The sequence below is a fragment of the Pseudomonadota bacterium genome (assembly GCA_008501635.1).
Lineage (GTDB): Bacteria > Pseudomonadota > Gammaproteobacteria > QQUJ01 > QQUJ01 > QQUJ01.
The window spans coordinates 219,825-241,860 of sequence record QQUJ01000030.1; the positions used below are offsets into that span (position 1 = coordinate 219,825).

The window sequence follows — 22,036 nt, forward strand, 5'->3', positions numbered from 1 at the left end:
CCATGACGCTCGAACTGAACGGCATCGGCGTTTCCCGCGGCATTGCTATCGGCAAAGCCTACCATTTGCAGCGCCGCTCTTTGGAGGCCGTCGAGTACTGCCTGCCGAAGTACAAGATCGATGACGAGGTTGCCCGATTTCGCGCCGCCGTAAACAGCGCGAAGCGTCAATTACGTGGTATTCGCGACCAGATCCCCGAGGATGCCCCCAGCGACATCGCCGCCTTCATCGACACCCACCTGCTGATGATGGACGATGCGGCCCTCTCCAAGGCTCCCGCCAAGCTGATTCAGGAGCGGCGCATCAACGCCGAGTGGGCATTGCAGATGCAGCGCGACTCGCTGGTGAGGGTCTTCGACGAAATGGACGATCCCTACCTGCGCACGCGCAAGGACGATGTCGATCACGTCGTCAACCGCATCCAACGGCTGTTGCTGGATGCCGATCATCACGAAGGCGAGACACCGGAGAAGCGATTCAAGGGCCGCATCATTGTCGCTGACGACCTGACGCCCGCCGATACCGTGCTGATGCAGAACCAGGGCATCGCCGGCTTCATTACCGAGTTCGGCGGCCCTCTCTCTCATACCGCGATACTGGCGCGCAGCCTGGGCATACCCGCCGCGGTGGGAGTGCGCAACGCGCGGCGCTATCTGCGTGATAACGAACAACTGATTCTCGACGGCCAGCATGGCATCGTACTCGCCGACGCCACGCCGAAGATCATACGCTACTACCGCGAGGGGCAGAGTGAGGAGAAGCGTTACCAGCAGGAGCTGCAAAAGCTCAAGTGGCGCAGTGCCATAACGCTCGACGGTGTAGCCATCAAACTGATGGCCAATATCGAACTCGCGGAAGACACCCGCGCCGTGCGCACCGTGGGCGCGGAGGGGGTGGGACTCTACCGCACCGAATTCATCTACATGAACCGCACCGATCTGCCGGATGAGGAAGAGCATTTCGAAACCTACCGCAATGTGCTGAAAACGCTGCGCGGCACCCCCATCACCATCCGCACGCTGGATCTCGGATCAGACAAGCAGGTGGACAGCGGGCGCGTCAGCGGCCCTCTGCCGACCAATCCCGCGCTCGGCTTGCGGGCGATTCGCCTGTGCCTGCGCGATCCATCGTTGTTTCTTCCGCAACTGCGCGCCATTCTTCGCGTCTCTGCCCTGGGGCCGGTGCGCATCATGATCCCCATGCTTTCCAGCACCCAGGAGCTGTTTCAGGTGTTGCAGATCATTGCGGATTTGAAGCGCGAGTTTCGTGAATCCGGGATCAAGTTCGATGCCAATATTCCTGTCGGCGGTATGATCGAGGTGCCGGCCGCCGCCATCTGTGCCCACATCTTCGCCAAGCATCTCGACTTTTTCTCGATCGGCACCAACGATCTGATCCAATACACCCTTGCCGTAGATCGGGTGGACGACACGGTAAACTACCTCTACGATCCTCTGCACCCCTCGGTGTTGCAGCTCATCGCCACCACCATCAAGGCCGGCAGAAAAGCCGGTATTCCGGTAGCGATGTGCGGCGAAATGGCGGGTGATCCCCGTTACACACGCCTGCTCCTGGGGATGGGGCTTTGCGAATTCAGCATGCATTCCTCGTCACTGCTGGAGGTAAAGCGCATCATCAACAACAGCGAAATCAATGCCCTCTCACACGCTGTCAAACGTATTCTGCGAACCACCCACCATTCAGAGATCGCATCGCTGGTTGACCGCCTGAACGTCTGATGTCGCACCCTGGTGGGTGGTTGGGCAACCGGCCCGATCGTCGGTGTGCATCAGCTCCCACGTTCACGGTTCTCATGCGTCGCGTCAATATCACTTTACCAGTGTACTTGCTACACTTGCGGCGGCATCCGGCCAGGGGCCGGTCACGCCACCTCCCGTTACACGACTTACGGTCTGACAGATCGCCATGCAGGAACAAGAACAACATCGCGAACGCCTGCGCAAGTTCACCGCCGCATTGGAGGAGGGAACGCTGCGCCAGGTTGGACGGATGATCAACGAATTGCATCCGGCCGAGATCGCGTTGCTGCTCGAATCTCTGCCCCCCACCCAGCGCCATGTGGTCTGGGAGCTCGTCGATGAGGAGTACGACGGCGATGTGCTCACCCACCTCAATGACGAGGTGCGCGCCAAACTGCTGGAGGAGTACGACACCAGCGAACTGGTTGCGGCTACCGAGGGACTGGAAGCCGACGACATCGCCGACATCCTCCAGGATCTTCCCGACACCGTCATTCGGGAGGTCCTGAGCTCCCTCGACAAACAGGATCGCCACCGCATCGAGGCCGTTCTCTCCTACGCGGAGGATACCGCGGGCGGTATCATGAGCACCGACACCCTGACGGTGCGTCCCGATGTAACGCTCGACGTGGTGTTGCGCTACCTGCGCATGCGCGGCGAAATCCCCGAACTGACCGACAATCTCATCGTGGTCAACCGCAACGACCGCTACCTGGGATTGCTGTCACTGACCGACCTGCTCACCAAAGACCCAACGCTGCGCGTGGGTCAGGTCATGGTGCGCGACGTCGACGGTATCGCCGCGAACGCTCCCACCAGTGAAGTGGCAAAGATCTTCGAGCAGCGTGACTTTATCTCGGCGCCGGTAGTCGATGAGCAGCGCCGCCTGCTCGGTCGCATCACCGTTGACGATGTCGTCGACGTCATCAAGGAAGAGGCCGACCAGACGCTGCTCAGCATGGCCGGTCTGGACGAGGAAGAGGATCTCTTCGCACCGGTGCTGACCAGCACCCGACGCCGTGCCATCTGGCTGGGTGTCAATCTGATCACGGCATTCCTTGCCTCGTGGGTCATCGGTCAGTTCGAGGGGGTACTCGACAAGATCGTCGCGCTCGCAGTGCTGATGCCTATCGTCGCCAGTATGGGCGGCAACGCCGGCACCCAGACCCTGACGTTGGCGATTCGCGGATTGGCACTGGGCCAGGTGAGCAGTGCCAACTCCGCCTGGCTGCTCGGCCGCGAGCTGGCGGTGGGGCTGCTCAACGGTCTGTTGTGGGCGGTCGTGGTCGGGATCGTTGCCGTCGCCTGGTTCAAGGACTACTCGATCGGCTTCATCATCGCCGCCGCCATGGTCATCAATCTGGTCGCAGCGGCCATCGCCGGGCTCACCATCCCCCTGCTGATGAAGCGCATGGGCATCGATCCGGCGTTGGCGGGTACCGTCGCCCTCACCACCGTAACCGATGTCGTGGGCTTTCTTGCCTTTCTGGGACTGGCCAGTATCTACCTTTTGTGACGGGTCACAAATCGAGCAGTGGTCAGGTACTTCGCCGCATGGTCACCACCAGCAGCACACTGCCCAGGATGAGAACGCTGCCCACCAGTCCCATTGTCCCGAACCGCTCGTCCCACCACCACCAGGCAACGAGCACCGCCACTACGGGTTCAACGGTGACGACGACCGCCGCACGCGTCGCGTCCAGATGGCGCAGTCCGGCGTAGTACGCCAGATAGGCGAAATAGGTCGAGACCACCGCCACGCTGATGACGCAGAGCCAGGCCAGCGGCGTCTTGTCCGCGAATTCGACAAAGGGCAGCAGCACCAGTGCGCCCACCGGCAGGGCATAAAGAAACAGCGTCGGTGTACTGTAGTGGCGGAGAAAACTTTTGCCGAAAATGAAATAGAGTGCATAGGTAAAACCGGACAGCAGGCCGAGTGCGATCGCGATCCCGCTCACCCCGCCTTCACGCAGTACACCGCCACCCTCCTGCGCGATAAACGCTACGCCAGTCAGTGTCAAAACTACCGCCAATATTTTGCGTGGTGTCGCACACTCGCCGAGAATCACCTGTGCCATCAGCACCACCCACGCGGGCGCGGTATAGAGCAGCATCGAGGCCAGGGCAGCACCGCCGGCCTCCACGGCGCCCTGATAAGCGGCGTAGAAAATTGCTATGCAGACCACGCCAAACACAGCAATGAGGGGCAGGTGCCTGGGGGCAACACGCATTTGGCGCCGGGCGGCGGCGTGGACGCTGAACAGTATCCAGGCGAGGGCGGCGCGCCAGAAGGCCACCTCAAGGGGTGCCACGCCCTCTTCAAAGGCGAAGCGCGCCACCGGACCGATCAGCGCCCAGAGGCTTGCCGCCAGGAGTAACAGCGCATACCCCCAGAATCGGTGATCGGAGCGATTCCCCGGAGAGTGGGGCATGTTCACAGGCGCTGCACGAAAACGTGGCCCGGTCAGGATGCGCTATCGAGTGTGATTGCTGTCAGGACCCCGCCCCGCCCGTAGACATAGAGCGTGTCGTCGATCACCGCGGGCGCCTCCAGTAAACCCTTGCTATCGATTTGCACGCGGCCAACGATACGCCCATCGTCCTGTGACAGAAAATGCAGATAACCCTCAAAATCTCCGACCACCACGTAATCCCGGTAGGCGGTGGGCGCGGTCAAACCCCGCGCCTGCAGCTTCTCCTGCTTCCACAGCGCCACACCGTTATCACGCGCCAGCGCCCACAGGTGACCGCGATCATCGGTCACGTAAAGCCGGTCGCGGTTCAGACCGACGGGTTGATAGCCCGAAATATCCCGCGCCCAGATCAACACTCCAGTGGTCGCGGCGACCGCGGCCACCCGCCCCTGATAGGCGGTAACGAACAGCGTGCCGTCATCCAGAACCGGATGAGCATCGATGTCGACCATGCGATCGAGCTCTGTCCTCCCGCGTGGCACCGCAATGGTGCTCTCCCACAGCACGCGTCCGCCATTTAGCTCGAGCGCCGCGAGCTTGCCACTGGCGAAACCGGCGTAGACGCGACCACCGTCGGTCACCGGCGTACTCGTACCACGTAGACTGAGCGCCGGCACGCGCTGTTGATAAAACCATTTGCGCTCACCGGTCGCCCCGTCCAAACCAAACAACTTGCCGTCGCTGCTGTGGGCAATGACCACACCACCCTCCATCTGCGGCGGGGCGAGGATCTCGCTGGAGAGCTCACTGCGCCAACGTTCAACGCCGTCCGCCGCATTCAACGCCACCACTTCGCCATTGATGGTGCCCACCAGCAACTGCTCACCTCTCAACCCCACGCCACCGGTGATCTCCAGATCAGTGGAGCGCTCCCAGAGCCTTCTGCCATTACCCCGATCGACCGCGACGAGCTTGCCGCCACGGTCAGCGGCATAGATGGTGCCGCCATCGAACACCGGTCGCAGCGTCACGCGCTGCCCGTCGGTACCCGAACCCACCTGAGTACGCCACAGTGTGCGGACCGGAAGTTCGCTCTCCAGCACCGGCAGCGGCGCCGGCGGATCCGGATCGACCACCGAGCTGCAACCCGCGAGCGCCGCGGTCACCAGGGCGGCAGCGAGCAGGGCGTGTCTCATCGAATGGCCTCGTCCGCCGTCAGTCCCAGGTCGTCGAGCTTGAGTTGAATCAGCGCGCTGTTGGCAGGATTGCGGCCCAACGCCTTGCGATAGGCGTCGCGTGCGGCCTTGGTATCGCCATCCACCAGCGCGAGGTCGCCCTGGATCTCATGGTAGTCACTGGCAAACGTGCCGAACTCCACCCCCTGCAGCAATGCTTGCACTGCCGCGTGCTCTCCCTGTTCGAGCAGTACGCGGGCCAGACGGATACGGGCAACATGGCGTAACTCATCGGTATCGCCATTGGCCAATACCCAGCGCAGCCGCTCTTCAGCGGCACCGAGATCACCCTGCTCCACGTGCGCCCTGGCCATCATCAATGCGCTGAGTGCCGCGTAGGGCGTGTCGGCATACTGCCCCACGACCACCTTGCCCTGCTCCAGCACCTCGTCATGGCGGCCAGCCTGCGCGGCAACATAGATCGCCTCGTACTGTGCCGAGGCCGCAGCGCCGCGCTCGTCGACATGTTTTTGCCAGTACTGCCAGCCGAACAGCCCCCCCAATCCGATCACTGCGCCGGTAATCAAGGCCACCGCATTCTCACGCCACCATTTTTTAAGGGCTTCGATTTGTTCCTGTTCTGATGCGTAGACGTCCACCGCTCGCTCCTGACTGCCTGCTCGTTATGATTCGAATAGCCGCGCGCGCAGCAACGCCGCAAGCTCTGTTTGGGGCACGGTCACCTGCCGCTCGCCGCCGCGCAGATCCTTGATACCGACACTCCCCTGCGCCAATTCCTCATCGCCAAGAATCAACCCCAACCTGGCACCGCTCCGATCAGCCTTCCTGAACTGATTTTTGAATCCACCGCCGCCACAGTGGCAAAGAATCCGTACACCGGGAAGTGCATCGCGCAGCCGCTCTGCCAACAGGAACCCCTGCCGTTGTGCCGCTTCGCTGGCACTGATCAGGTAAACATGCGGCGCCTGTCCATCCTCTACCGATTGCCTGCGCTCTTCGATCAGCGCCACGAGCCGCTCCAGGCCCATGGCGAAACCTACACCCGGCGTAGGGCGTCCACCCAACTGCTCGACCAAACCATCGTAGCGGCCGCCCGCGCAGACCGTGCCCTGCGCGCCGAGTTGATCGGTTACCCACTCGAAGACAGTGTTGCAGTAGTAGTCGAGTCCACGCACCAGACGCGGATTGATGCGGTAGCGAATCCCGGCGGCCTCGATCAATGTCGTCAATCCCTCGAAGTGGCGCCGCGAAGCGTCGCCGAGAAAATCGGCCAACCCGGGAGCGCCGGCGATCACTTCCCGCATCGCCGGATTCTTGCTGTCGAGGATACGCAACGGATTGCTGGTGAGCCGACGCCGGCTGTCTTCGTCCAGCACTGTCACATGCGCTTGAAGATAGACGGTCAGCGCATCGCGGTAAACGGCACGCTCTTCGGCGGTACCCAGCGAATTGATCTCCAGTTCGACGATGTCATCGATACCCAACTCCCGCCACATGCGTGCGCTCATCAGGATCTGCTCGGCGTCGACATCCGGCCCAGTCAAACCGAAAATCTCGGCGCCAATCTGATGAAACTGGCGGTAGCGTCCCTTCTGCGGGCGCTCGTGACGAAACATCGGACCGATGTACCAGAGACGTTGCACCTGGTTGTACAGCAAACCGTTTTCGATACCCGCCCGGACACAGCCGGCCGTGTTTTCCGGGCGCAGTGTGAGGCTGTCGCCATTGCGATCGTCGAAGGTATACATCTCCTTCTCGACGATATCGGTCACCTCGCCGATGGAGCGGGCAAAGAGCTCGGTACGCTCGAGGATCGGTGTGCGAATCTCACGATAACCGTAGGCTAGCAGCACACCGCGCAGCGTAGCTTCCACATGCTGCCAGAGCGAACTTTGCTCCGGCAGGATGTCGTGCATACCGCGAATGGCCTGGATCTCTTTGGACAAACCCACTTCCTTATTCGATAAAATGGCAACATCTTCTCGCGCTAAGGCGCCAAGGGCGCAAAGTTCGCCAAGAAGAATCCTATCAATTCAGATCTTCGGCACCGCAATCCGACACCGACAGCGAAGCGGTGAGGAACGGCGTTGAAACACTACTTCCGCTCTTTCTTTGCGAGCCTGGCGTCTTTGCGCGAGAGGCTTATACATCCCCTTCCCGCTGGCGGCGCAAGCGCTCCCGGATCTCGCGTTCCAGCCGGTCTACCAGATCATCGTCGGTCACCTTCTCCGCCGGTTTGCCGTCGCGGTACATGAGATTGGGTTCACCACCGGCTATCCCGATATCGGCAATTTTCGCCTCTCCGGGGCCGTTGACCACGCAGCCTATGACTGCCACATCGAGGGATTCGGTGATATCCGCCAGACGCACTTCGAGTGCATTCACGGTTTTAATCACATCGAAGCGCTGGCGCGAGCACGAAGGACAGGCGATCAGGTTGATGCCGTGACTGCGCAGATGCAGGCTCTTGAGGATATCGAAGCCCACCTTCACCTCTTCCACCGGATCGGCCGCCAGCGAGACGCGCAGCGTATCCCCGATACCTTCAGCCAGCAGCATCCCGATACCGACCGCCGATTTTACGGTCCCCGAACGCAGCCCCCCCGCCTCGGTTATGCCCAGATGCAGGGGCTGCTCGATCTCCCCCGCCAAGGTACGGTAAGCGGCGACCGCAGTCTGCACATCGGAGGCCTTGAGACTGATTTTGAACTCATGAAAATTCAGACGATCAAGGATCTCCACATGGCGCAAGGCGGACTCGACCAACGCCGCTGGCGTCGGCTCCTGGTACTTTTCCAGAAGATCCTTCTCCAGCGAACCGGCATTGACGCCAACACGGATCGGAATCCCCCGGTCGCGTGCGCAATCGACCACTGCGCGGATACGATCCTCCCGGCCTATGTTGCCCGGATTGATGCGCAGGCAATCGGCCCCCAGCTCGGCCACCCGCAATGCGATTCGGTAGTCGAAGTGGATATCCGCAACCAACGGCACGCTCACCTGCTTGCGAATCGCGCCAAAGGCGTCCGCAGCTTCCATGGAGGGGACGGAGATGCGCACGATGTCCGCGCCCGCTGCCGCAATCGCCTGCACCTGCGCGACGGTGGCCGCCACATCGCAGGTTTCGGTATTGGTCATGCTTTGCACCGAGATCAAAGCGTCGCCACCGACGGCGACCGAGCCGACCTTGATCTGGCGTGATCTACGCCGTTGGATGGAGATGGTGGGATGCACGATCAGCCTCTGCCGTGGTCGCGAATGCTCGCGCCATACCCGCTAGAGCGCCCCATGGCTAGCGCTCACCGTCAGGTGCAGCGCCGAGGGTAAGGCGCGCTACGCCGCGGCTGCTGGCACGAATATCGGTGACCGGCTCACCATTGAAACGCAGCTCAACTCCGGGAGCATTGCCCAGGAAAATGGCGAACGGACCCTGGCCGGTCACCTCGCGAACCGTGCCGGCCTTCAGCAACTGATAAACCAGTCGCTCTCCGTTCACATCGGTCACCTCCGCCCACGAGTCGCCCAGCAACTCGAGAACCAGGCGATCTCCACCGCTGTCTGCAGCATCGGATCGCGTCACGGGCGTGACGACCGCGGGCAACGCTGCAGCGACTGGATCGGCCATTGGCTCGGGCATGCTGGAAATCGCCGGATCCGGCCGGGAAACCACGGCCGGCGCTGGCTCTGGCGGTTCGGCAACCATGGGTGTCGAAGGCGTCGATGCCACGATGGGCGGGGTCGGATCGGGGGCCATCACCACCTCTGGAGATGGTTCGGCTAGCGGCGGTTTCTTCGGTGCAGGTTCCGGAACGACGGGTGGCGGCACAAAGGCCGGTGTGCTCTCACTGTTTGCCTCGGCAACCGGCGGGTGCGCAGGCAACTCCACCTGCGCCGGGGTAAGCGCTGCGCTGCCCGGACTGCCGTTGATCCCTAACCGGCTGAGGAGCGATGAGGTCGATTCATCCTGAAACCAGGCGACCAACAGCGCACCCAGGACCACAACAACCGCCACCGAACCCCAACGCAACAGCAGGTGCTCGCTGCGTTGTTTGTTCGTGAGGATCGCTCCTTTGGGCAACGCCGGCCGCGCTTCGATCAGCCCCAATCGTTCGAAAGTTTCGATCACCTCGGTAACCGGTAGTCCGAGCAGGCGGGCATAGCTGCGCAGATAACCACGAGCGAAGAGAATAGAAGGCAGACGTTGATAGTCGTCCGACTCCAATGCATCGATGATGGCCTGCTTGAGCTTGAGCTGATCAGCCGCCTGCGCCAGCGACAGGCCACGCGCCTCCCGTGATGCGCGCAGTAGCGCTCCGGGGCCCTCGGGGCGCTCCTGCCCAGACTCCGGCGATTGTTCCACAGGAAGCCACTCGGCGCTCATCAGCGTTTCGATTCCAGCAATAGCCGCGCTTCTTCCGAATCGGGATACTCTCCCTCCAGCAGCTGCGAATAGCTGGCGACCGCGTTGCGATCGCCCAACTCGCGCTCCACCTGTATTCCCAACCACAGGGTCTGCGGTGTGGGCTTGGCAACCGCCTGGTAGCGCTGCAGGTAGCCCCGCGCGCTCAAAGCGTTGCCCTGCTCGAAACTGATGCGCGACATTTGGAACAGCGCCTGGGCAAACTGCGGGTTTTTGCGCAAGGCTGCACGCAGGTATTTCTCGGCCAGTGCGGGGTCCCGGGCACGCAGGCACTGGCCGGCATTGCTCAGAGCCACCTCCGGTTGCGGGTAGAGTGGATTATCGACAGCGGCATCGAAATGCTTCATGGCCATATCCACTTCACCCTTGCGGCATAAGAAAACGGCGTAGGCATTGCGTGCGTATGAATCGCTTGGGTCGAGCTCGACGGACCTGATGTAGTGGCCATCCGCCTTGTCCGCGCGCCCCATATTCTCGTAAACAACAGCGATCGCCGCCTGTGCCTTGGCGTTTTTGGGATCCTGCTCAACCGCTTTGGTGAGCTTGATCAAGGCCAGCTCCAGATCGCGTTCTTTCAGATAAGCCAGGCCCAACTCGGTATTGAGCTGGGAACTCTTGATCAACTGTTCCTCCTGCTGCCGTACCGCTGCGTTGCTGCAGGCAGCAAGGGTAAATCCCACGAGACAGAGCAGCGTGGTTTTTACAGCACTCATGGGTGCACCTCGACTACGGGTGGATTGACCGCGCGTGCGCGACGGTTCTGCACCTTGCCCGCCAGCTGACCACACGCGGCATCGATATCCTGGCCGCGTGGCTTACGGGTAACGGTCATAATGCCGGCCGCCAGCAGCACCTCGCGGAACTCGTCAAGTACGGCGTTGCTCGAGGCACGATAGGGCGCCCCTGGATACGGATTGAAGGGGATCAGATTGACCTTGGAGGGGATGCCGCTCAGTAACTTGACCAGTTTGCGCGCATCGTGGACGGAGTCATTGACCTCCGCGAGCATTATGTACTCCCAGGTGATGCGCCGGCGTGTGTCACCGCCGATGAATTTCCGGCACGCCGACAACAGCTCGCTAATGGGATATTTGCGATTGATCGGCACCAATTGGCTACGCAGTTCATCGTCAACCGCATGCAGCGAGACCGCGAGACTGATGTCGGTCAGCCCGGCAAGCCGCTCGAGACCCGGCACCACGCCGGCGGTACTCAACGTAACGCGACGCTTGGAAAGCCCGAAGCCGAGATCGTCCATCATCAGCCGGCAGGCCCGCACCACGTTTTCAACGTTGAGCAGTGGCTCTCCCATGCCCATCAAAACCACATTGGTGATAAGACGCGTATCGTTCACGCCGGGCCATGCCTGATCACCGACCGCTGAGCGGCCCAGCTGTTCGTTGGCTACCCAGACTTGTGCAATGATCTCGGCAGCGGTGAGATTGCGGTTGAACCCCTGTTGGGCAGTGACGCAAAAGGCGCAATCCAGCGGACAACCCACCTGCGAGGAGATACACAGCGTGCCGCGATCACCGTCGGGTATGAAGACGGTTTCGACGCAATTGCCGTCGTGCAGGCGCAACAGCCATTTACGGGTTCCATCCGCCGACACCTGATCGGTGACCACCTCGGGCAGGCGGATCTCGGCAATCTCACTGAGTCGGGTGCGCAACGATTTGCTGAGGTTGCTCATCCGATCGAAATCGATCACGCCCAGATGGTAGATCCACTTCATCAATTGGTGGGCACGAAAGCCTTTCTCACCCAATTCGGTGAACCAGGCCTCCAAGCCGATACGATCAAAATCCAGCAGATTGACGCGTGTTTCGCTCAAACGATTGCTCTTAGCGGGTGCGCGGGCAGATTTCACCTTCGCTGAAAAAGAAGGCAATCTCGGCACGTGCAGTGTCGGGACCATCCGAGCCATGGACGGCGTTTTCGCTCACATCGTCAGCGAAGTCGGCGCGAATGGTGCCCGCCGCAGCTTCCTTGGGGTTGGTGGCACCCATGACCTCGCGATTCTTGGCGATGGCGTTCTCGCCTTCCAGCACCTGCACCACCACCGGCCCCGACATCATGAATTCGACCAGGTCCTTGAAAAAGGGACGTTCCCTGTGAACGGCGTAAAAGCCCTCTGCCTGCTCACGGGAGAGGTGCAGCATCTTGGCCGCCACGATGCGCAAGCCCGCTTTTTCGAAACGGCTGTAGATCTCGCCGATCACATTCTTGGCAACCGCATCAGGTTTGACGATGGAAAAGGTACGCTCAATGGCCATTCGTAACTCCACAGCTGGATAAGACAAGCCCGCGTCTTTGGCCGCGGGCTGCATAAATCAACGTATAAGTTTACCGCTTTGGCGCGGGCCTAGGCAACGCAAGACCCGGGTTCAACGGGCAGCGGACTCACGCGCAAGGTCAATACAATGCGGTTATCCCCGAGGGCTGCCCCCTACATGCACCTTGGTACCTGCCGGGACAGGGAACGGGCAGGATGCGAGCGCAAAGCGCGCCCTTGCGGATCAGACGCTGAAGCTGGTCCCGCAGCCGCAGGTGGACTTGACGTTGGGATTATTGAACTTGAACCCCTCGTTCAATCCCTCTTTTGTGTAGTCAAGCTCCATGCCTTCCAGAAACGGCAGGCTCTCCTTGTCGATGAGCAGCTTTACCCCCTGGACTTCGAAAACCACGTCGTCTGCATCGATTTCCTTGGCGAAATCCATGATGTAGGAGAGCCCCGAACAACCCGAGGGCTTAACGCCGACGCGCACACCAACGGTTTCTTGGCGCGCCTCGAGAAAACCACGCACGCGCTCGGCAGCGGAAGCAGTCAGTGTCAATGCCATAACGAACCTCTTTCCAATCGTCTGTTCAGTTGCCCGTAAAGCCACCGGTGCTCAACGACAAGCATCGGCGGCTAATGAATTCCACGTCGGCGACAAGGCCCGCAACTGGTTGACCTTGTCACATACCGCCTCGATCGTGATATCGATCTCCTCCTCGGTAGTGTAACGCCCTACTGAGAACCGGATCGAACCATCGGCCAATTCTGCACTCCGCCCCAGCGCGCCCAGCACATAGGAGGGTTCACGGTTGGCCGAAGAGCAGGCCGAGCCGGAACTGAGTGCGATCGAACCAAGGGCCATCATCAGTGCCTCGGCATCGATACCGCCGAAGCACACATTCAGATTGCCTGCTACACGCCGCTCCAGATCACCATTGAGGCAGATCGACGGCAGTTGCTGCAAACCTTCCCAGAGGCGGTTGCGCATTCGGCGGATGCGCTCATTCTCGAGCGCAAAACGCTCGCGTGCGATCCGATACGCCTCACCCATACCAACGATCTGATGCGTTGCCAGCGTTCCCGAGCGCAACCCCCGCTCATGGCCACCACCGTGCATCTGCGGTGCGAGGCGAACCTCCGGCGCCGGACGCACATAAAGTGCGCCAATTCCCTTGGGACCGTAGAGTTTATGGGCCGAGAACGACATCAAATCCACCTGCCAGGTGCGCAGATCGATAGCCAATTTCCCGGCGCTCTGCGCCGCATCCACATGAAAGAGGACACCGCGTTCGCGCGCCAGTTCCCCGAGGGCGGTGATATCCTGCACTACGCCGATCTCGTTGTTGACGTGCATGACCGAAAGCAACGCGGTGTCATCGCTCAGCGCCTCGCGCACCTTGTCGAGATCGAGCAGCCCGTTGGCCTCGGGACGCAGATAGGTCGCCTGGTAACCCTGAATCTCCAGATAACGGTAACAGTCGAGCACCGATTTATGTTCGGTCACCACGGTAACGATGTGGCGCCGTGTACCGCCCAAGGCCTCGATCACGCCTTTGATGGCCAGATTGTTCGATTCGGTCGCTCCCGAGGTCCAGATCAGACTCTCCGAATCACATTGAATCAACTCGGCGACCTGCTGCCGGGCGCGCTCCACCGCCTGCTCTGCGTGACGCCCGAAACGGTGTGACCGCGAGGCCGGGTTACCGAAGACACCGTGTCGCGTCAGATACTCGGCCATGCGACCGGCAACCCGTTCATCGACCGGTGTCGTAGCGGCATAATCGAGATAGATCGAGCGTTTAGTCATGGTGATCGGCATCATTTAGGGTTTTTATATACACGATCGGTCCCATCTCGAAGCCACTAGCCTGTCAGCAATGGCGCCATGCGCTTACGCAATGTGTGCAGCGCGGCGATCAATCCATCGACGTCGGCGCGGCTGTTACCCACGCCGAAACTGACCCGCACCGCACTGAATGCCACCTCGCGCGCCACACCCATCGCCACCAATACATGACTGGGATCGCCGCTGCCGCTGTGGCAGGCCGACCCGCTGGAAACAGCGATGCCGTGGCGATCCAGGTGCAGCAATGTGGTCTCGCCATCGATGCCGGGTAGCGCGAACATGACGGTATTGGGTAAGCGTTCGGCATCAGCACCCAGTACCTTGGCACCATGCAGCTCGGCGAGACGCGAAATCAGGTAGTCACGCAGCCCTTCGGTGTGAGCCCGACGCTGCGCCTGCTCATTAGCCGCCAGTTCAGCCGCACATCCAAATCCGGCAATGGCCGCCACATTCTCCGTGCCTGAGCGCAGTCCGCGCTCCTGTCCGCCACCCCGGAGTATCGGTTCGAGATCCAGCGCCTTGTCCACAACCAGCGCACCCACGCCTTTCGGCCCGTTGAGTTTATGCGCCGACAAGCTCAACAGATGAGCACCCGTATCGGCAAAGCGCAGTGGCAGTTTGCCCGCCCATTGCACAGCGTCGGTGTGCATCACTACACCCCGTGTACGCGCCACAGCGGCCAGCTCAGCCACCGGTTGCAGCACGCCCGTCTCGTTATTGGCCGCCATCACCGAACAGATGCGGGTATCCGCGGAGAGGCCATCCATCAGGGACTCCGGTTGCGCGCGGCCCTGATCGTCGACGGCAATGGTCTGTGTCTCCCAGCCATCCCGCTCCAGCGCCTTCGCCGGCACCAGAACACTGGGGTGCTCCACAGCGCTGACTAACAGGCGGCCCGGCTGTACGGTTTGCGCCACCCCCGAGAGTGCCAGGTTGTTGGCTTCGGTTCCCCCGCTGGTAAAGATCACCTGCGACGTCTGCACACCGAGCCACGCGGCAACCTGTTCACGCGCCGCTCCGACAGCGCCGCGCGCGGCGCGGCCAACGCGATGCACGCTGGAGGGGTTGCCACAATCGAGAAACGGCAGCATCGCCTCGCGAACCCGCTCATCAAGCGGGCTCGTGGCGTTGTGATCGAGATAAGCAGTCATGACGGGTGGCCTGTGCGACCTTCCGCTCGCTATGGGCTCAGGAGGTGGCCGACTCGACCGTGAACTGCTGAACACGCTTCTCCTGACGATCGGAAATCTCGCGAATCGCGCTGCGCTCGACCAGCTGGCCCAGGGATATGTTGCTGAGAAAGTCCTGAATCTGCTGGCTGAGATCGCACCACAACTCATGGGTCAGACAGGTATCGTTGTCCTGGCAGTTGCCCAATCCGCCGCACTTGCGAATATCGACATCCTCATCCACGGCCGTAATCACGTCGAGGACGGCGATTTCCGGTGCCGCGCGCGCCAATCGGTAGCCGCCGCCGGGGCCACGGACGCTGCTCACCAATCCACGACGGCGCAGGCGCGAAAAAAGCTGCTCCAGATAGGAGAGCGAGATTCCCTGGCGTTTGGAAATATCTGCGAGCGTGATAGGACCATCCTTGTAATGGATGGCCAGATCCAGCATCGCCGTTACTGCGTATCGTCCTTTGGTCGTCAATCTCATGGCTGCACTCCGCCTCTACAACAGTTGCCGAATTATCCCACAAAACAAAGTGTTTATGTCAATTACTCGCAAGGCGCGACTCTGAGTCGGGCGGCTCGGGATCGCCCGCGACGTGCGCCTTCTGGCGTTCGCCCTCGCCGGGCGCGGTACTGGCAATCTCGCACGGTTCCAGGTCGGGCACATCCACGTCACCGGGCTCGGCGCCAAGCTGCTTCAACGCCGCGCACATCGCCTCCATGCGCTGATCCATGCCGTGGATGTGGTCGAGCATGCTGTTGATGGCATGGGCCACCGGATCGGGCATGTCGCGTGTCGTGCCATAGGCATCGAAACCCATCTTTTCCGCGATGGCAGCACGCGCCTTGGCCTGTTCGGGATCGACCCTGTCGGGTTGGCGCGTGGCCACGACGCCCGGCACCCCGACCACCGTGGCTCCCGCAGGTACGTCCTTGAGTACGACCGCGTTGGAGCCAATGCGTACCCCGTCGGCGATGGTGATCGGCCCAAGAACTTTTGCACCGGCTCCGACCACCACATCCCTGCCCAGCGTGGGATGACGTTTACCGCGATCCCATGAGGTGCCACCCAGGGTGACGCCATGGTAAAGCGTGCACTCATCCCCGATCTCGGCCGTTTCACCGATTACCACACCCATACCATGGTCGATGAAGAGCCGACGGCCGATGCGGGCCCCGGGATGGATCTCGATACCGGTAAGCCAGCGCGCGATATGGGACACCATACGCGCCAACCACTTCAGCTTGTGGTTCCACAACCAGTGCCCCAAACGGTAGCTGATCAGAGCGTGAATACCGGGATAGGTCGTCAGCACCTCAAAGGTGTTACGCGCCGCCGGATCGCGGTCGAAGACGCAACGGATGTCTTCACGCAGATGATCAAACATGGAAAACCTCTCGATAAATGATGGGCCGGCTATCTTGCAAAAAACTTTAAGGCGTCGTGCGGCAACATCGCCGAGAACCGCTCTGCGGGTGCGAACCCCATCGATTGGCGCGGTATCGGAAAGCAATCTCCATGTCTATTTCAAACCCCATAAAACCTATCTAATCACTCAACTACGGTCAGAATCGCATAGTAGCAGAAAGCCCTTCAGCGTGCATGGTCATTCGTGACGCCGCGCCTGCCGTTGGGCCGCTTTCAGAATGCCGCGCAGCAGATTGACCTCGGTCTGTTCCAGATCGATGCGGTTGAAGAGCCGCTTCAGGCGCCGCATCAGCTGTTTCGGCGCCTCGGGATGGAGGAATCCGATCTCGACCAGCGCCTCCTCCATGTGCTGGTAGAGCCCCTGGATCTCCTCGTCGCGGGCCAAGGGGCTGTCGCGTTCCGGCACCGGGACGCGTGCCTCGCTGCTCGCAAGCTTGAGTTCGTAGGCGATCACCTGGACGGCCGCACCCAGATTCAGTGAGCTGAAGTGTTCGCTGGTCGGGATATGAATCAGATGAGCGCAGCGTTCCAGTTCCTGATTGCTCAGCCCCGAGTGCTCGCGGCCGAACAAAACAGCTACCCGCCCCTCCTGCGCGCCACGCCACAGCATTGTGGCCGCTTCGCGCGGTTCGAGCGCCGGCCAGGGAATGGTGCGCAAACGCGCGCTGGTGGCCATCACCAGCGTGCAATCGGACAGCGCTTCGTCAAGATCCGCGCACACCCGCGCCTGTGCCAGCAGATCGTCGGCTCCCGAAGCGCGCGCGGTGGCCTCCGCGCTCGGAAAACGCTCGGGCGCGACCAGGGTCAGGCACTTGAGGTCCATATTTTTCATGGCGCGTGCCGCGCTGCCGATGTTGCCGGGGTGGGTGGTGCCCACCAGAACGATCTCTATGTTTTCGAGCATGGTGAGAGAAGGTACCGTTGGGCACCAGCCCACGCAACCGGCCATCACTGGCTTGTCACCGACTGCACTCGGTTGCTATCCTTGCCCGCCCTTCGCGTAGCTATGGCCACATCCATGCACCCCATGCTCAACATCGCCGTGCGCGCCGCCCGCGCCGCAGGCAATCAGATCCTCCGCTACGTCGATCGCCTGGATACGCTGAACGTGTCGACCAAGCAACGGAATGAGTTCTTTAGTGAGGTCGATCAACTTGCCGAGCAAGAGATCATCAAGGTGCTGCGTAAATTCTACCCCGACCACGCCATCCTCGCCGAGGAGAGCGGTGCGCAGGGCAGCAACGATGACTACACCTGGATCATCGACCCGCTCGACGGCACCACCAATTTCCTCCATGGCTTCCCGCAGTTTGCCGTCTCCATCGGGTTGCAGCACCGCGGCCAGATCGAGCAGGGCGTCATCTACGATCCGCTGCGCAACGAGCTTTTCACCGCCACCCGGGGCTCGGGTGTACACATGAATGACCGGCGCCTGCGCATCAGCCGCAAGGAAGGGCTGGAGGGCGCACTATTGGGGACCGGCTTCCCCTTTCGCGATATTCACCACCTGGAGGCCTACCTCGCCATGTTTCGTGATCTCTTCCCCCTTACAGCCGGTATTCGGCGGGCGGGAGCTGCCGCGCTCGATCTTGCCTATGTGGCGGCAGGACGGCTCGATGGCTTCTGGGAGATCGGCTTGAAACCCTGGGATATGGCAGCGGGTGTACTGATGATTCAGGAGGCCGGCGGCAGTGTCAGTGACTTCAGCGGTGGCAAAGCCTATCTCGAGACCGGCAACGTGGTCTGCGGCGCACCCAAGGTCCACGCGCAGCTGCTCAGCACCATCCAACCCCACCTGCTCGATGATCTGAAGCGCTAGCCCGACCCGATGGGCGACGGCTCAAGTTTCAGCCGCGTCGCCCGAAACAGTGGTAAGGAAACTCACGCTTTCTCACCACAGGAAATGGGGATGGCCCACCACGATCACAGATCGAACAGACCGACCGCGCTCCTCGCGGACAAGGCGCTCGAGTTGGTGATGCGCGACGTGCTCGGCGGGATGAGCGAATTGGCCACGATCGCTGGTTTTTCGCCCGCCCCCTGCGAGTTCGAGATCCTGGAACCGCGACGCACGCCGGTGCGTGTCGAGCCTGGAGCCACGGCGCGCATCCTGCACTACCCCGGTCCGATTCGTGAGAGAAGCGCCGACGTCGTGGATTTTCTCACCCGCCGTGAACTATCGAGCGTGTCCGGGCGCTGAAATCGAGGTCACCCCCGGTTACAACTGTGCGCCGTCGCCCACATCCTCTTTCTGCGGCGGCATCAAATCCTGCTTGCTGACACCCAGTGCCAACGCCACGGGGCTGGCAACGTAAATCGACGAATAGGTACCCACGACAATGCCGATGATCAATGCGGTGGCGAAGCCGTGGATGATCTCACCACCCAGTAAAAACAGCGCCACCAGCACCAGCAGCGTGGTCAGCGAAGTCATCAAGGTGCGCGAGAGCGTCTGGTTGAGGGAGGTATTGGTGATCTCCGTTGGGCTTCCCTTGCGCATTTTGCGGAAGTTTTCCCGGATGCGGTCGAAGACCACGATGGTGTCGTTGAGCGAGTAGCCGATCACCGCCAACACCGCTGCCAGCACCGGCAGATCGAATGGCAGCTGCAATACCGAAAACACGCCCAGGGTGATAATCACGTCGTGGATCAGTGCTGCGACCGAACCCACGGCAAAGCGCCATTCGAAACGGAACGCCACATAGATCAGAATCAAGATTAAAGCAGCCAAGGCTGCGAGTCCGCCGTCTTCCGCGAGTTCCTCGCCCACCTGCGGGCCCACGAACTCTACACGACGCAGCTCGGGTTGAGCCGCCCCGGTTGCGCCGCGCAGCGTGTTGAATACCTGGGTACTGAGATCGGCGCTGCTAACCCCCTCGCGCGGTGCCAGGCGCACCAGCACGTCACGCGAGGTGCCGAAATGCTGCACGGTGGCGTCGCCGAATCCGCCGCTTCCCAGCGCCGTGCGCAAACTACCGAGATCGGCCGAATCCTGATAACCCACCTCGATCAGCGTACCACCGGTAAAATCGATGCCCAGGGCCAGTCCACGGGTGGCTAAAGACCCAATGGAGACGACCAGCAGCACGGCCGAAACGATCATAGCAATGCGTCGCAGTCCCATGAAATCAAAGTGAGTTTTCTTCTGCAAGAAACGCATAGCAGCTTTCCCGTCAACCGGTTAGATGGCAAGTTTGTGGACGCGTTTGCGTCCATAGATCAGATTGATCACCGCTCGAGTACCCATGATGGCGGTAAACATCGAGGTGACGATGCCGATGGAGAGGGTCACGGCAAATCCCTTGATCGGGCCCGTACCGAAGCTGAACAGCACGATGGCGGCGATCAGGGTGGTGATATTGGCATCGGCGATGGTCGAGAACGCCTTTTCGTAGCCGGCCTGAATCGAAGCCTGCGGTGAATTACCCAGGCGCAACTCTTCGCGGATGCGTTCGAAGATCAGCACGTTGGCATCCACCGCCATACCCACGGTGAGCACGATGCCCGCGATACCCGGCAATGTGAGCGTCGCTTGCAGCAGCGACAACACCGCGACGATCATGACCAGATTGGCAAACAGCGCAAGATTGGCCACCAGGCCGAAGAGCCGGTAATAGAGTGCCATGAAGAACAGCACCACCACGAAACCGACCAGCACCGAGGTGAAACCCTGATCGATATTGTCCTGGCCAAGACTGGGGCCGACGGTGCGCTCCTCGATGATCTGCACCGGGGCGGCCAGAGCGCCGGCGCGCAGCAGCAAGGCGAGATCGCGCGCCTCGTTGGAGCTGTCCAGCCCGGTGGTCTGAAAGCGCTTGGAGAAGTGGTCGCGGATGGTGGCGACGTTGATCACCTCCTCCACGCGGCGCACCGAGTTCACCGGCTTGCCGTCGACGAGGCGTGTTTCGGTCTTGTTCTCGATGAACACCACCGCCATCGGCTTACCGATGTTTTCGCGTGTCACCTGGCTCATTTTCTTGGCGCCAGCGCCGTCGAGCGTGACAAATACCGCGGGGCTGCCGCTCTGCTGATCAAAACCGGAAGCGGCGTCAATGATCTGATCACCGGTAACGATCACTCGCCGGTCGAGCAGGATCGGTGCGCCGTTACGCTCGCGATAGAGCCGCGAACCGGGCGGCACCTGTCCCGCCAACGCTTTTTGCACATCGTGCGTGCCATCGACCAACCGGTACTCCAAGGTCGCCGTGGCACCGAGAATCTCCTTGGCGCGCGCGGTATCCTGCACACCGGGCAGCTGCACCACGATGCGTGAACTACCCTGCTGCTGAATCACCGGTTCAGCGACGCCCAGTTCGTTGACACGATTACGCAGCGTGGTGATGTTCTGCTGCAGCGCGAACTCCTGAATCTCGTTGCGCTCCTGCTCCGAGACCACACCCAGCAGCGCGATATCGCTGCCTTCGCCTTCGTCGCTCAGCTTGAGCCCCGGGAACTCGCGTTCGATCTGCGCGCGCGCGGCGGAGCGTTCAGCGGCATCGCGAAACTTGACCCGCACCCCATCGCTGTCGCGGTTGATGCTGATGTAGCGCACCTTGCTGTCACGCAGCAAGGTGCGCAGGTCACTGATATAGCGCTCCTCGGCCTGCTGCACAGCAGCCACCATGTCCACCTCCATCAGGAAGTGCACGCCGCCCCGCAGATCCAACCCCAGGTACATGGGCTGCGCATCCAGCGCCTGCAGCCAGGCGGGAGTGCTGGCCGCCAGGTTCAGGGCCACGATGTAGTCGCCGCCCAGCGCCTGCTTGACCTGATCCTGCGCCGCAAGCTGGGCATCGGTATCGGCAAAGCGCACCAGAAGCCGGCCCTCTTCCAGCTCCAGTCCCTTGGCCTTGAGATTGGACCGCGCCAGAGCCGCCTCCACCTGCGCCTGGGTGGATAGATCGACCTTCGCCGTGCGTGTCGCAGAGATCTGCAGAGCAGGATCCTCGCCAAACAGGTTGGGAAGGAAGTAGAGCGTCCCGACCACTAAAACGACCAGGATGAGCAGGTTTTTCCAGAGGGGATAGCGATTCATGACGACCAGCTTGTTTATTCGGACTTGGTGGTGCCCTTCGGCATGACGTTGGCGATCGCGTGCTTTTGCACCTTTATCTCGACGTTGTCAGCGATCATGACGGTGGCAAAGTTATCACCTACATCGGTGATCTTGCCGAGGATCCCCCCACTGGTGACGACCTCATCGCCCTTACCCAAGGTCTCCACCATTTTCTTGTGCTCCTTGGCGCGCTTTGATTGCGGACGGATCAGCAAGAAATAGAAGACCACGAAGATCAGAATCAGCGGCAGAAAACCGATCAGTTGGTTGCCCGTTGCCGCCTCGCCCTGTGCCAGGGCGTCGGTGATAAAAAAGCTCATGGAGTGCTTTCCTTGTGGCTGTTGAAAAAACGGATTAGCCGCCCGTCGCGCCCAGGCTGTTCCCCCGAGGCCGGGCCGGCGAAAGCGCGTATTGTAACCTGAACCGTTTGAAATAGGCGAAAGGGTGGAGAACGACCGG

The 22,036-nt window shown here is 61.2% G+C and carries 22 protein-coding genes; 4 read left to right on the forward strand and 18 right to left on the reverse strand.

Translation table 11 applies throughout. From position 1 onward, the window contains the following. The first annotated feature begins 2 nt into the window (after positions 1–2). Positions 3–1,739, forward strand: coding sequence for a phosphoenolpyruvate--protein phosphotransferase (ptsP, locus tag DWQ09_18340; GenBank protein KAA3626181.1), 1,737 nt, complete (start codon positions 3–5; stop codon positions 1,737–1,739). Between the two features lie 187 nt (positions 1,740–1,926). Continuing rightward, a complete protein-coding gene (gene mgtE, locus DWQ09_18345) occupies positions 1,927–3,276 on the forward strand; it encodes a magnesium transporter (protein KAA3626182.1) in 1,350 nt (449 codons plus the stop codon). Between the two features lie 22 nt (positions 3,277–3,298). Here the strand turns inward: mgtE and DWQ09_18350 are convergent, their stop codons facing one another. From DWQ09_18350 to DWQ09_18420, 15 genes are all read right to left on the reverse strand, one after another. Next, positions 3,299–4,192: an EamA/RhaT family transporter gene (locus tag DWQ09_18350; GenBank protein ID KAA3626183.1), complete on the reverse strand. Its 894-nt coding sequence runs from the start codon at positions 4,190–4,192 to the stop codon at positions 3,299–3,301. Between the two features lie 32 nt (positions 4,193–4,224). Continuing rightward, on the reverse strand, positions 4,225–5,370 hold the full coding sequence (bamB, locus tag DWQ09_18355) for an outer membrane protein assembly factor BamB (protein ID KAA3626184.1): 1,146 nt from the start codon (positions 5,368–5,370) through the stop codon (positions 4,225–4,227). Beyond that, on the reverse strand, positions 5,367–6,008 hold the full coding sequence (locus DWQ09_18360) for a hypothetical protein (protein KAA3626185.1): 642 nt from the start codon (positions 6,006–6,008) through the stop codon (positions 5,367–5,369). The genes bamB and DWQ09_18360 overlap by 4 nt, the downstream gene beginning before the upstream one ends. A gap of 24 nt (positions 6,009–6,032) precedes the next feature. Continuing rightward, the gene (locus DWQ09_18365) at positions 6,033–7,316 is read right to left on the reverse strand and encodes a histidine--tRNA ligase (protein ID KAA3626235.1); all 1,284 of its coding nucleotides are present in this window, start codon (positions 7,314–7,316) and stop codon (positions 6,033–6,035) included. Positions 7,317–7,512: 196 nt separating this feature from the next. Beyond that, entirely contained in the window at positions 7,513–8,607 is a 1,095-nt protein-coding gene (locus tag DWQ09_18370; protein ID KAA3626186.1) for a flavodoxin-dependent (E)-4-hydroxy-3-methylbut-2-enyl-diphosphate synthase, read from the reverse strand. A gap of 55 nt (positions 8,608–8,662) precedes the next feature. Then, positions 8,663–9,751, reverse strand: coding sequence for a helix-turn-helix domain-containing protein (locus tag DWQ09_18375; protein KAA3626187.1), 1,089 nt, complete (start codon positions 9,749–9,751; stop codon positions 8,663–8,665). Continuing rightward, complete coding sequence (locus DWQ09_18380; GenBank protein KAA3626188.1) at positions 9,751–10,503, reverse strand: type IV pilus biogenesis/stability protein PilW; 753 nt, start codon at positions 10,501–10,503, stop codon at positions 9,751–9,753. Before DWQ09_18380 ends, DWQ09_18375 begins: the two co-directional genes overlap by 1 nt. Next, the gene (gene rlmN / locus DWQ09_18385; GenBank protein KAA3626189.1) at positions 10,500–11,624 is read right to left on the reverse strand and encodes a 23S rRNA (adenine(2503)-C(2))-methyltransferase RlmN; all 1,125 of its coding nucleotides are present in this window, start codon (positions 11,622–11,624) and stop codon (positions 10,500–10,502) included. The genes DWQ09_18380 and rlmN overlap by 4 nt, the downstream gene beginning before the upstream one ends. Positions 11,625–11,634: 10 nt before the next feature. Continuing rightward, entirely contained in the window at positions 11,635–12,066 is a 432-nt protein-coding gene (locus DWQ09_18390; protein ID KAA3626190.1) for a nucleoside-diphosphate kinase, read from the reverse strand. 243 nt (positions 12,067–12,309) lie between these two features. Continuing rightward, positions 12,310–12,633, reverse strand: a complete 324-nt coding sequence (locus DWQ09_18395) for an iron-sulfur cluster assembly accessory protein (GenBank protein KAA3626191.1) — start codon at positions 12,631–12,633, stop codon at positions 12,310–12,312. A gap of 51 nt (positions 12,634–12,684) precedes the next feature. Continuing rightward, the gene (locus DWQ09_18400) at positions 12,685–13,878 is read right to left on the reverse strand and encodes an IscS subfamily cysteine desulfurase (protein ID KAA3626236.1); all 1,194 of its coding nucleotides are present in this window, start codon (positions 13,876–13,878) and stop codon (positions 12,685–12,687) included. 56 nt (positions 13,879–13,934) lie between these two features. Beyond that, on the reverse strand, positions 13,935–15,068 hold the full coding sequence (locus DWQ09_18405; GenBank protein ID KAA3626192.1) for a cysteine desulfurase: 1,134 nt from the start codon (positions 15,066–15,068) through the stop codon (positions 13,935–13,937). Between the two features lie 37 nt (positions 15,069–15,105). After that, positions 15,106–15,576, reverse strand: a complete 471-nt coding sequence (gene iscR / locus DWQ09_18410) for a Fe-S cluster assembly transcriptional regulator IscR (GenBank protein KAA3626193.1) — start codon at positions 15,574–15,576, stop codon at positions 15,106–15,108. A 58-nt stretch (positions 15,577–15,634) separates the two neighbouring features. Further along, positions 15,635–16,480 carry a serine O-acetyltransferase gene (cysE, locus tag DWQ09_18415; GenBank protein ID KAA3626194.1) on the reverse strand — a complete coding sequence of 282 codons (846 nt, stop codon included), beginning with the start codon at positions 16,478–16,480 and terminating at the stop codon, positions 15,635–15,637. A gap of 219 nt (positions 16,481–16,699) precedes the next feature. After that, positions 16,700–17,425, reverse strand: a complete 726-nt coding sequence (locus DWQ09_18420) for an RNA methyltransferase (protein KAA3626237.1) — start codon at positions 17,423–17,425, stop codon at positions 16,700–16,702. A 114-nt stretch (positions 17,426–17,539) separates the two neighbouring features. Between DWQ09_18420 and DWQ09_18425 the strand changes: the two genes are divergently transcribed. After that, positions 17,540–18,340, forward strand: coding sequence for an inositol monophosphatase (locus DWQ09_18425; protein ID KAA3626238.1), 801 nt, complete (start codon positions 17,540–17,542; stop codon positions 18,338–18,340). A gap of 90 nt (positions 18,341–18,430) precedes the next feature. Further along, complete coding sequence (locus DWQ09_18430) at positions 18,431–18,721, forward strand: hypothetical protein (GenBank protein ID KAA3626195.1); 291 nt, start codon at positions 18,431–18,433, stop codon at positions 18,719–18,721. Positions 18,722–18,739: 18 nt separating this feature from the next. On the opposite strand, the gene secF is transcribed toward DWQ09_18430, so the two are convergent. Genes secF through DWQ09_18445 form a run of 3 tightly spaced genes read right to left on the reverse strand, consistent with a single transcriptional unit; the run spans position 18,740 to position 21,897 of the window. Next, on the reverse strand, positions 18,740–19,681 hold the full coding sequence (gene secF / locus DWQ09_18435) for a protein translocase subunit SecF (protein KAA3626196.1): 942 nt from the start codon (positions 19,679–19,681) through the stop codon (positions 18,740–18,742). Positions 19,682–19,702: 21 nt separating this feature from the next. Further along, positions 19,703–21,556 carry a protein translocase subunit SecD gene (gene secD, locus DWQ09_18440; GenBank protein KAA3626197.1) on the reverse strand — a complete coding sequence of 618 codons (1,854 nt, stop codon included), beginning with the start codon at positions 21,554–21,556 and terminating at the stop codon, positions 19,703–19,705. A 14-nt stretch (positions 21,557–21,570) separates the two neighbouring features. Then, complete coding sequence (locus DWQ09_18445) at positions 21,571–21,897, reverse strand: preprotein translocase subunit YajC (protein KAA3626198.1); 327 nt, start codon at positions 21,895–21,897, stop codon at positions 21,571–21,573. Between the last annotated feature and the right edge of the window lie 139 nt (positions 21,898–22,036).

Coding starts and splice junctions, on each gene's coding strand:
- secD (KAA3626197.1), bottom strand. CDS start 21,556: ATGAATCGCTATCCCCTCTGGAAAAACCTGCTCATCCTGGTCGTTTTA.
- DWQ09_18445 (KAA3626198.1), bottom strand. CDS start 21,897: ATGAGCTTTTTTATCACCGACGCCCTGGCACAGGGCGAGGCGGCAACG.
- iscR (KAA3626193.1), bottom strand. CDS start 15,576: ATGAGATTGACGACCAAAGGACGATACGCAGTAACGGCGATGCTGGAT.
- mgtE (KAA3626182.1), top strand. CDS start 1,927: ATGCAGGAACAAGAACAACATCGCGAACGCCTGCGCAAGTTCACCGCC.
- DWQ09_18380 (KAA3626188.1), bottom strand. CDS start 10,503: ATGAGTGCTGTAAAAACCACGCTGCTCTGTCTCGTGGGATTTACCCTT.
- DWQ09_18400 (KAA3626236.1), bottom strand. CDS start 13,878: ATGACTAAACGCTCGATCTATCTCGATTATGCCGCTACGACACCGGTC.
- ptsP (KAA3626181.1), top strand. CDS start 3: ATGACGCTCGAACTGAACGGCATCGGCGTTTCCCGCGGCATTGCTATC.
- DWQ09_18405 (KAA3626192.1), bottom strand. CDS start 15,068: ATGACTGCTTATCTCGATCACAACGCCACGAGCCCGCTTGATGAGCGG.
- cysE (KAA3626194.1), bottom strand. CDS start 16,480: ATGTTTGATCATCTGCGTGAAGACATCCGTTGCGTCTTCGACCGCGAT.
- DWQ09_18390 (KAA3626190.1), bottom strand. CDS start 12,066: ATGGCCATTGAGCGTACCTTTTCCATCGTCAAACCTGATGCGGTTGCC.
- bamB (KAA3626184.1), bottom strand. CDS start 5,370: ATGAGACACGCCCTGCTCGCTGCCGCCCTGGTGACCGCGGCGCTCGCG.
- DWQ09_18430 (KAA3626195.1), top strand. CDS start 18,431: ATGGCCCACCACGATCACAGATCGAACAGACCGACCGCGCTCCTCGCG.
- DWQ09_18420 (KAA3626237.1), bottom strand. CDS start 17,425: ATGCTCGAAAACATAGAGATCGTTCTGGTGGGCACCACCCACCCCGGC.
- secF (KAA3626196.1), bottom strand. CDS start 19,681: ATGCGTTTCTTGCAGAAGAAAACTCACTTTGATTTCATGGGACTGCGA.
- DWQ09_18350 (KAA3626183.1), bottom strand. CDS start 4,192: ATGCCCCACTCTCCGGGGAATCGCTCCGATCACCGATTCTGGGGGTAT.
- DWQ09_18395 (KAA3626191.1), bottom strand. CDS start 12,633: ATGGCATTGACACTGACTGCTTCCGCTGCCGAGCGCGTGCGTGGTTTT.
- DWQ09_18375 (KAA3626187.1), bottom strand. CDS start 9,751: ATGAGCGCCGAGTGGCTTCCTGTGGAACAATCGCCGGAGTCTGGGCAG.
- DWQ09_18425 (KAA3626238.1), top strand. CDS start 17,540: ATGCACCCCATGCTCAACATCGCCGTGCGCGCCGCCCGCGCCGCAGGC.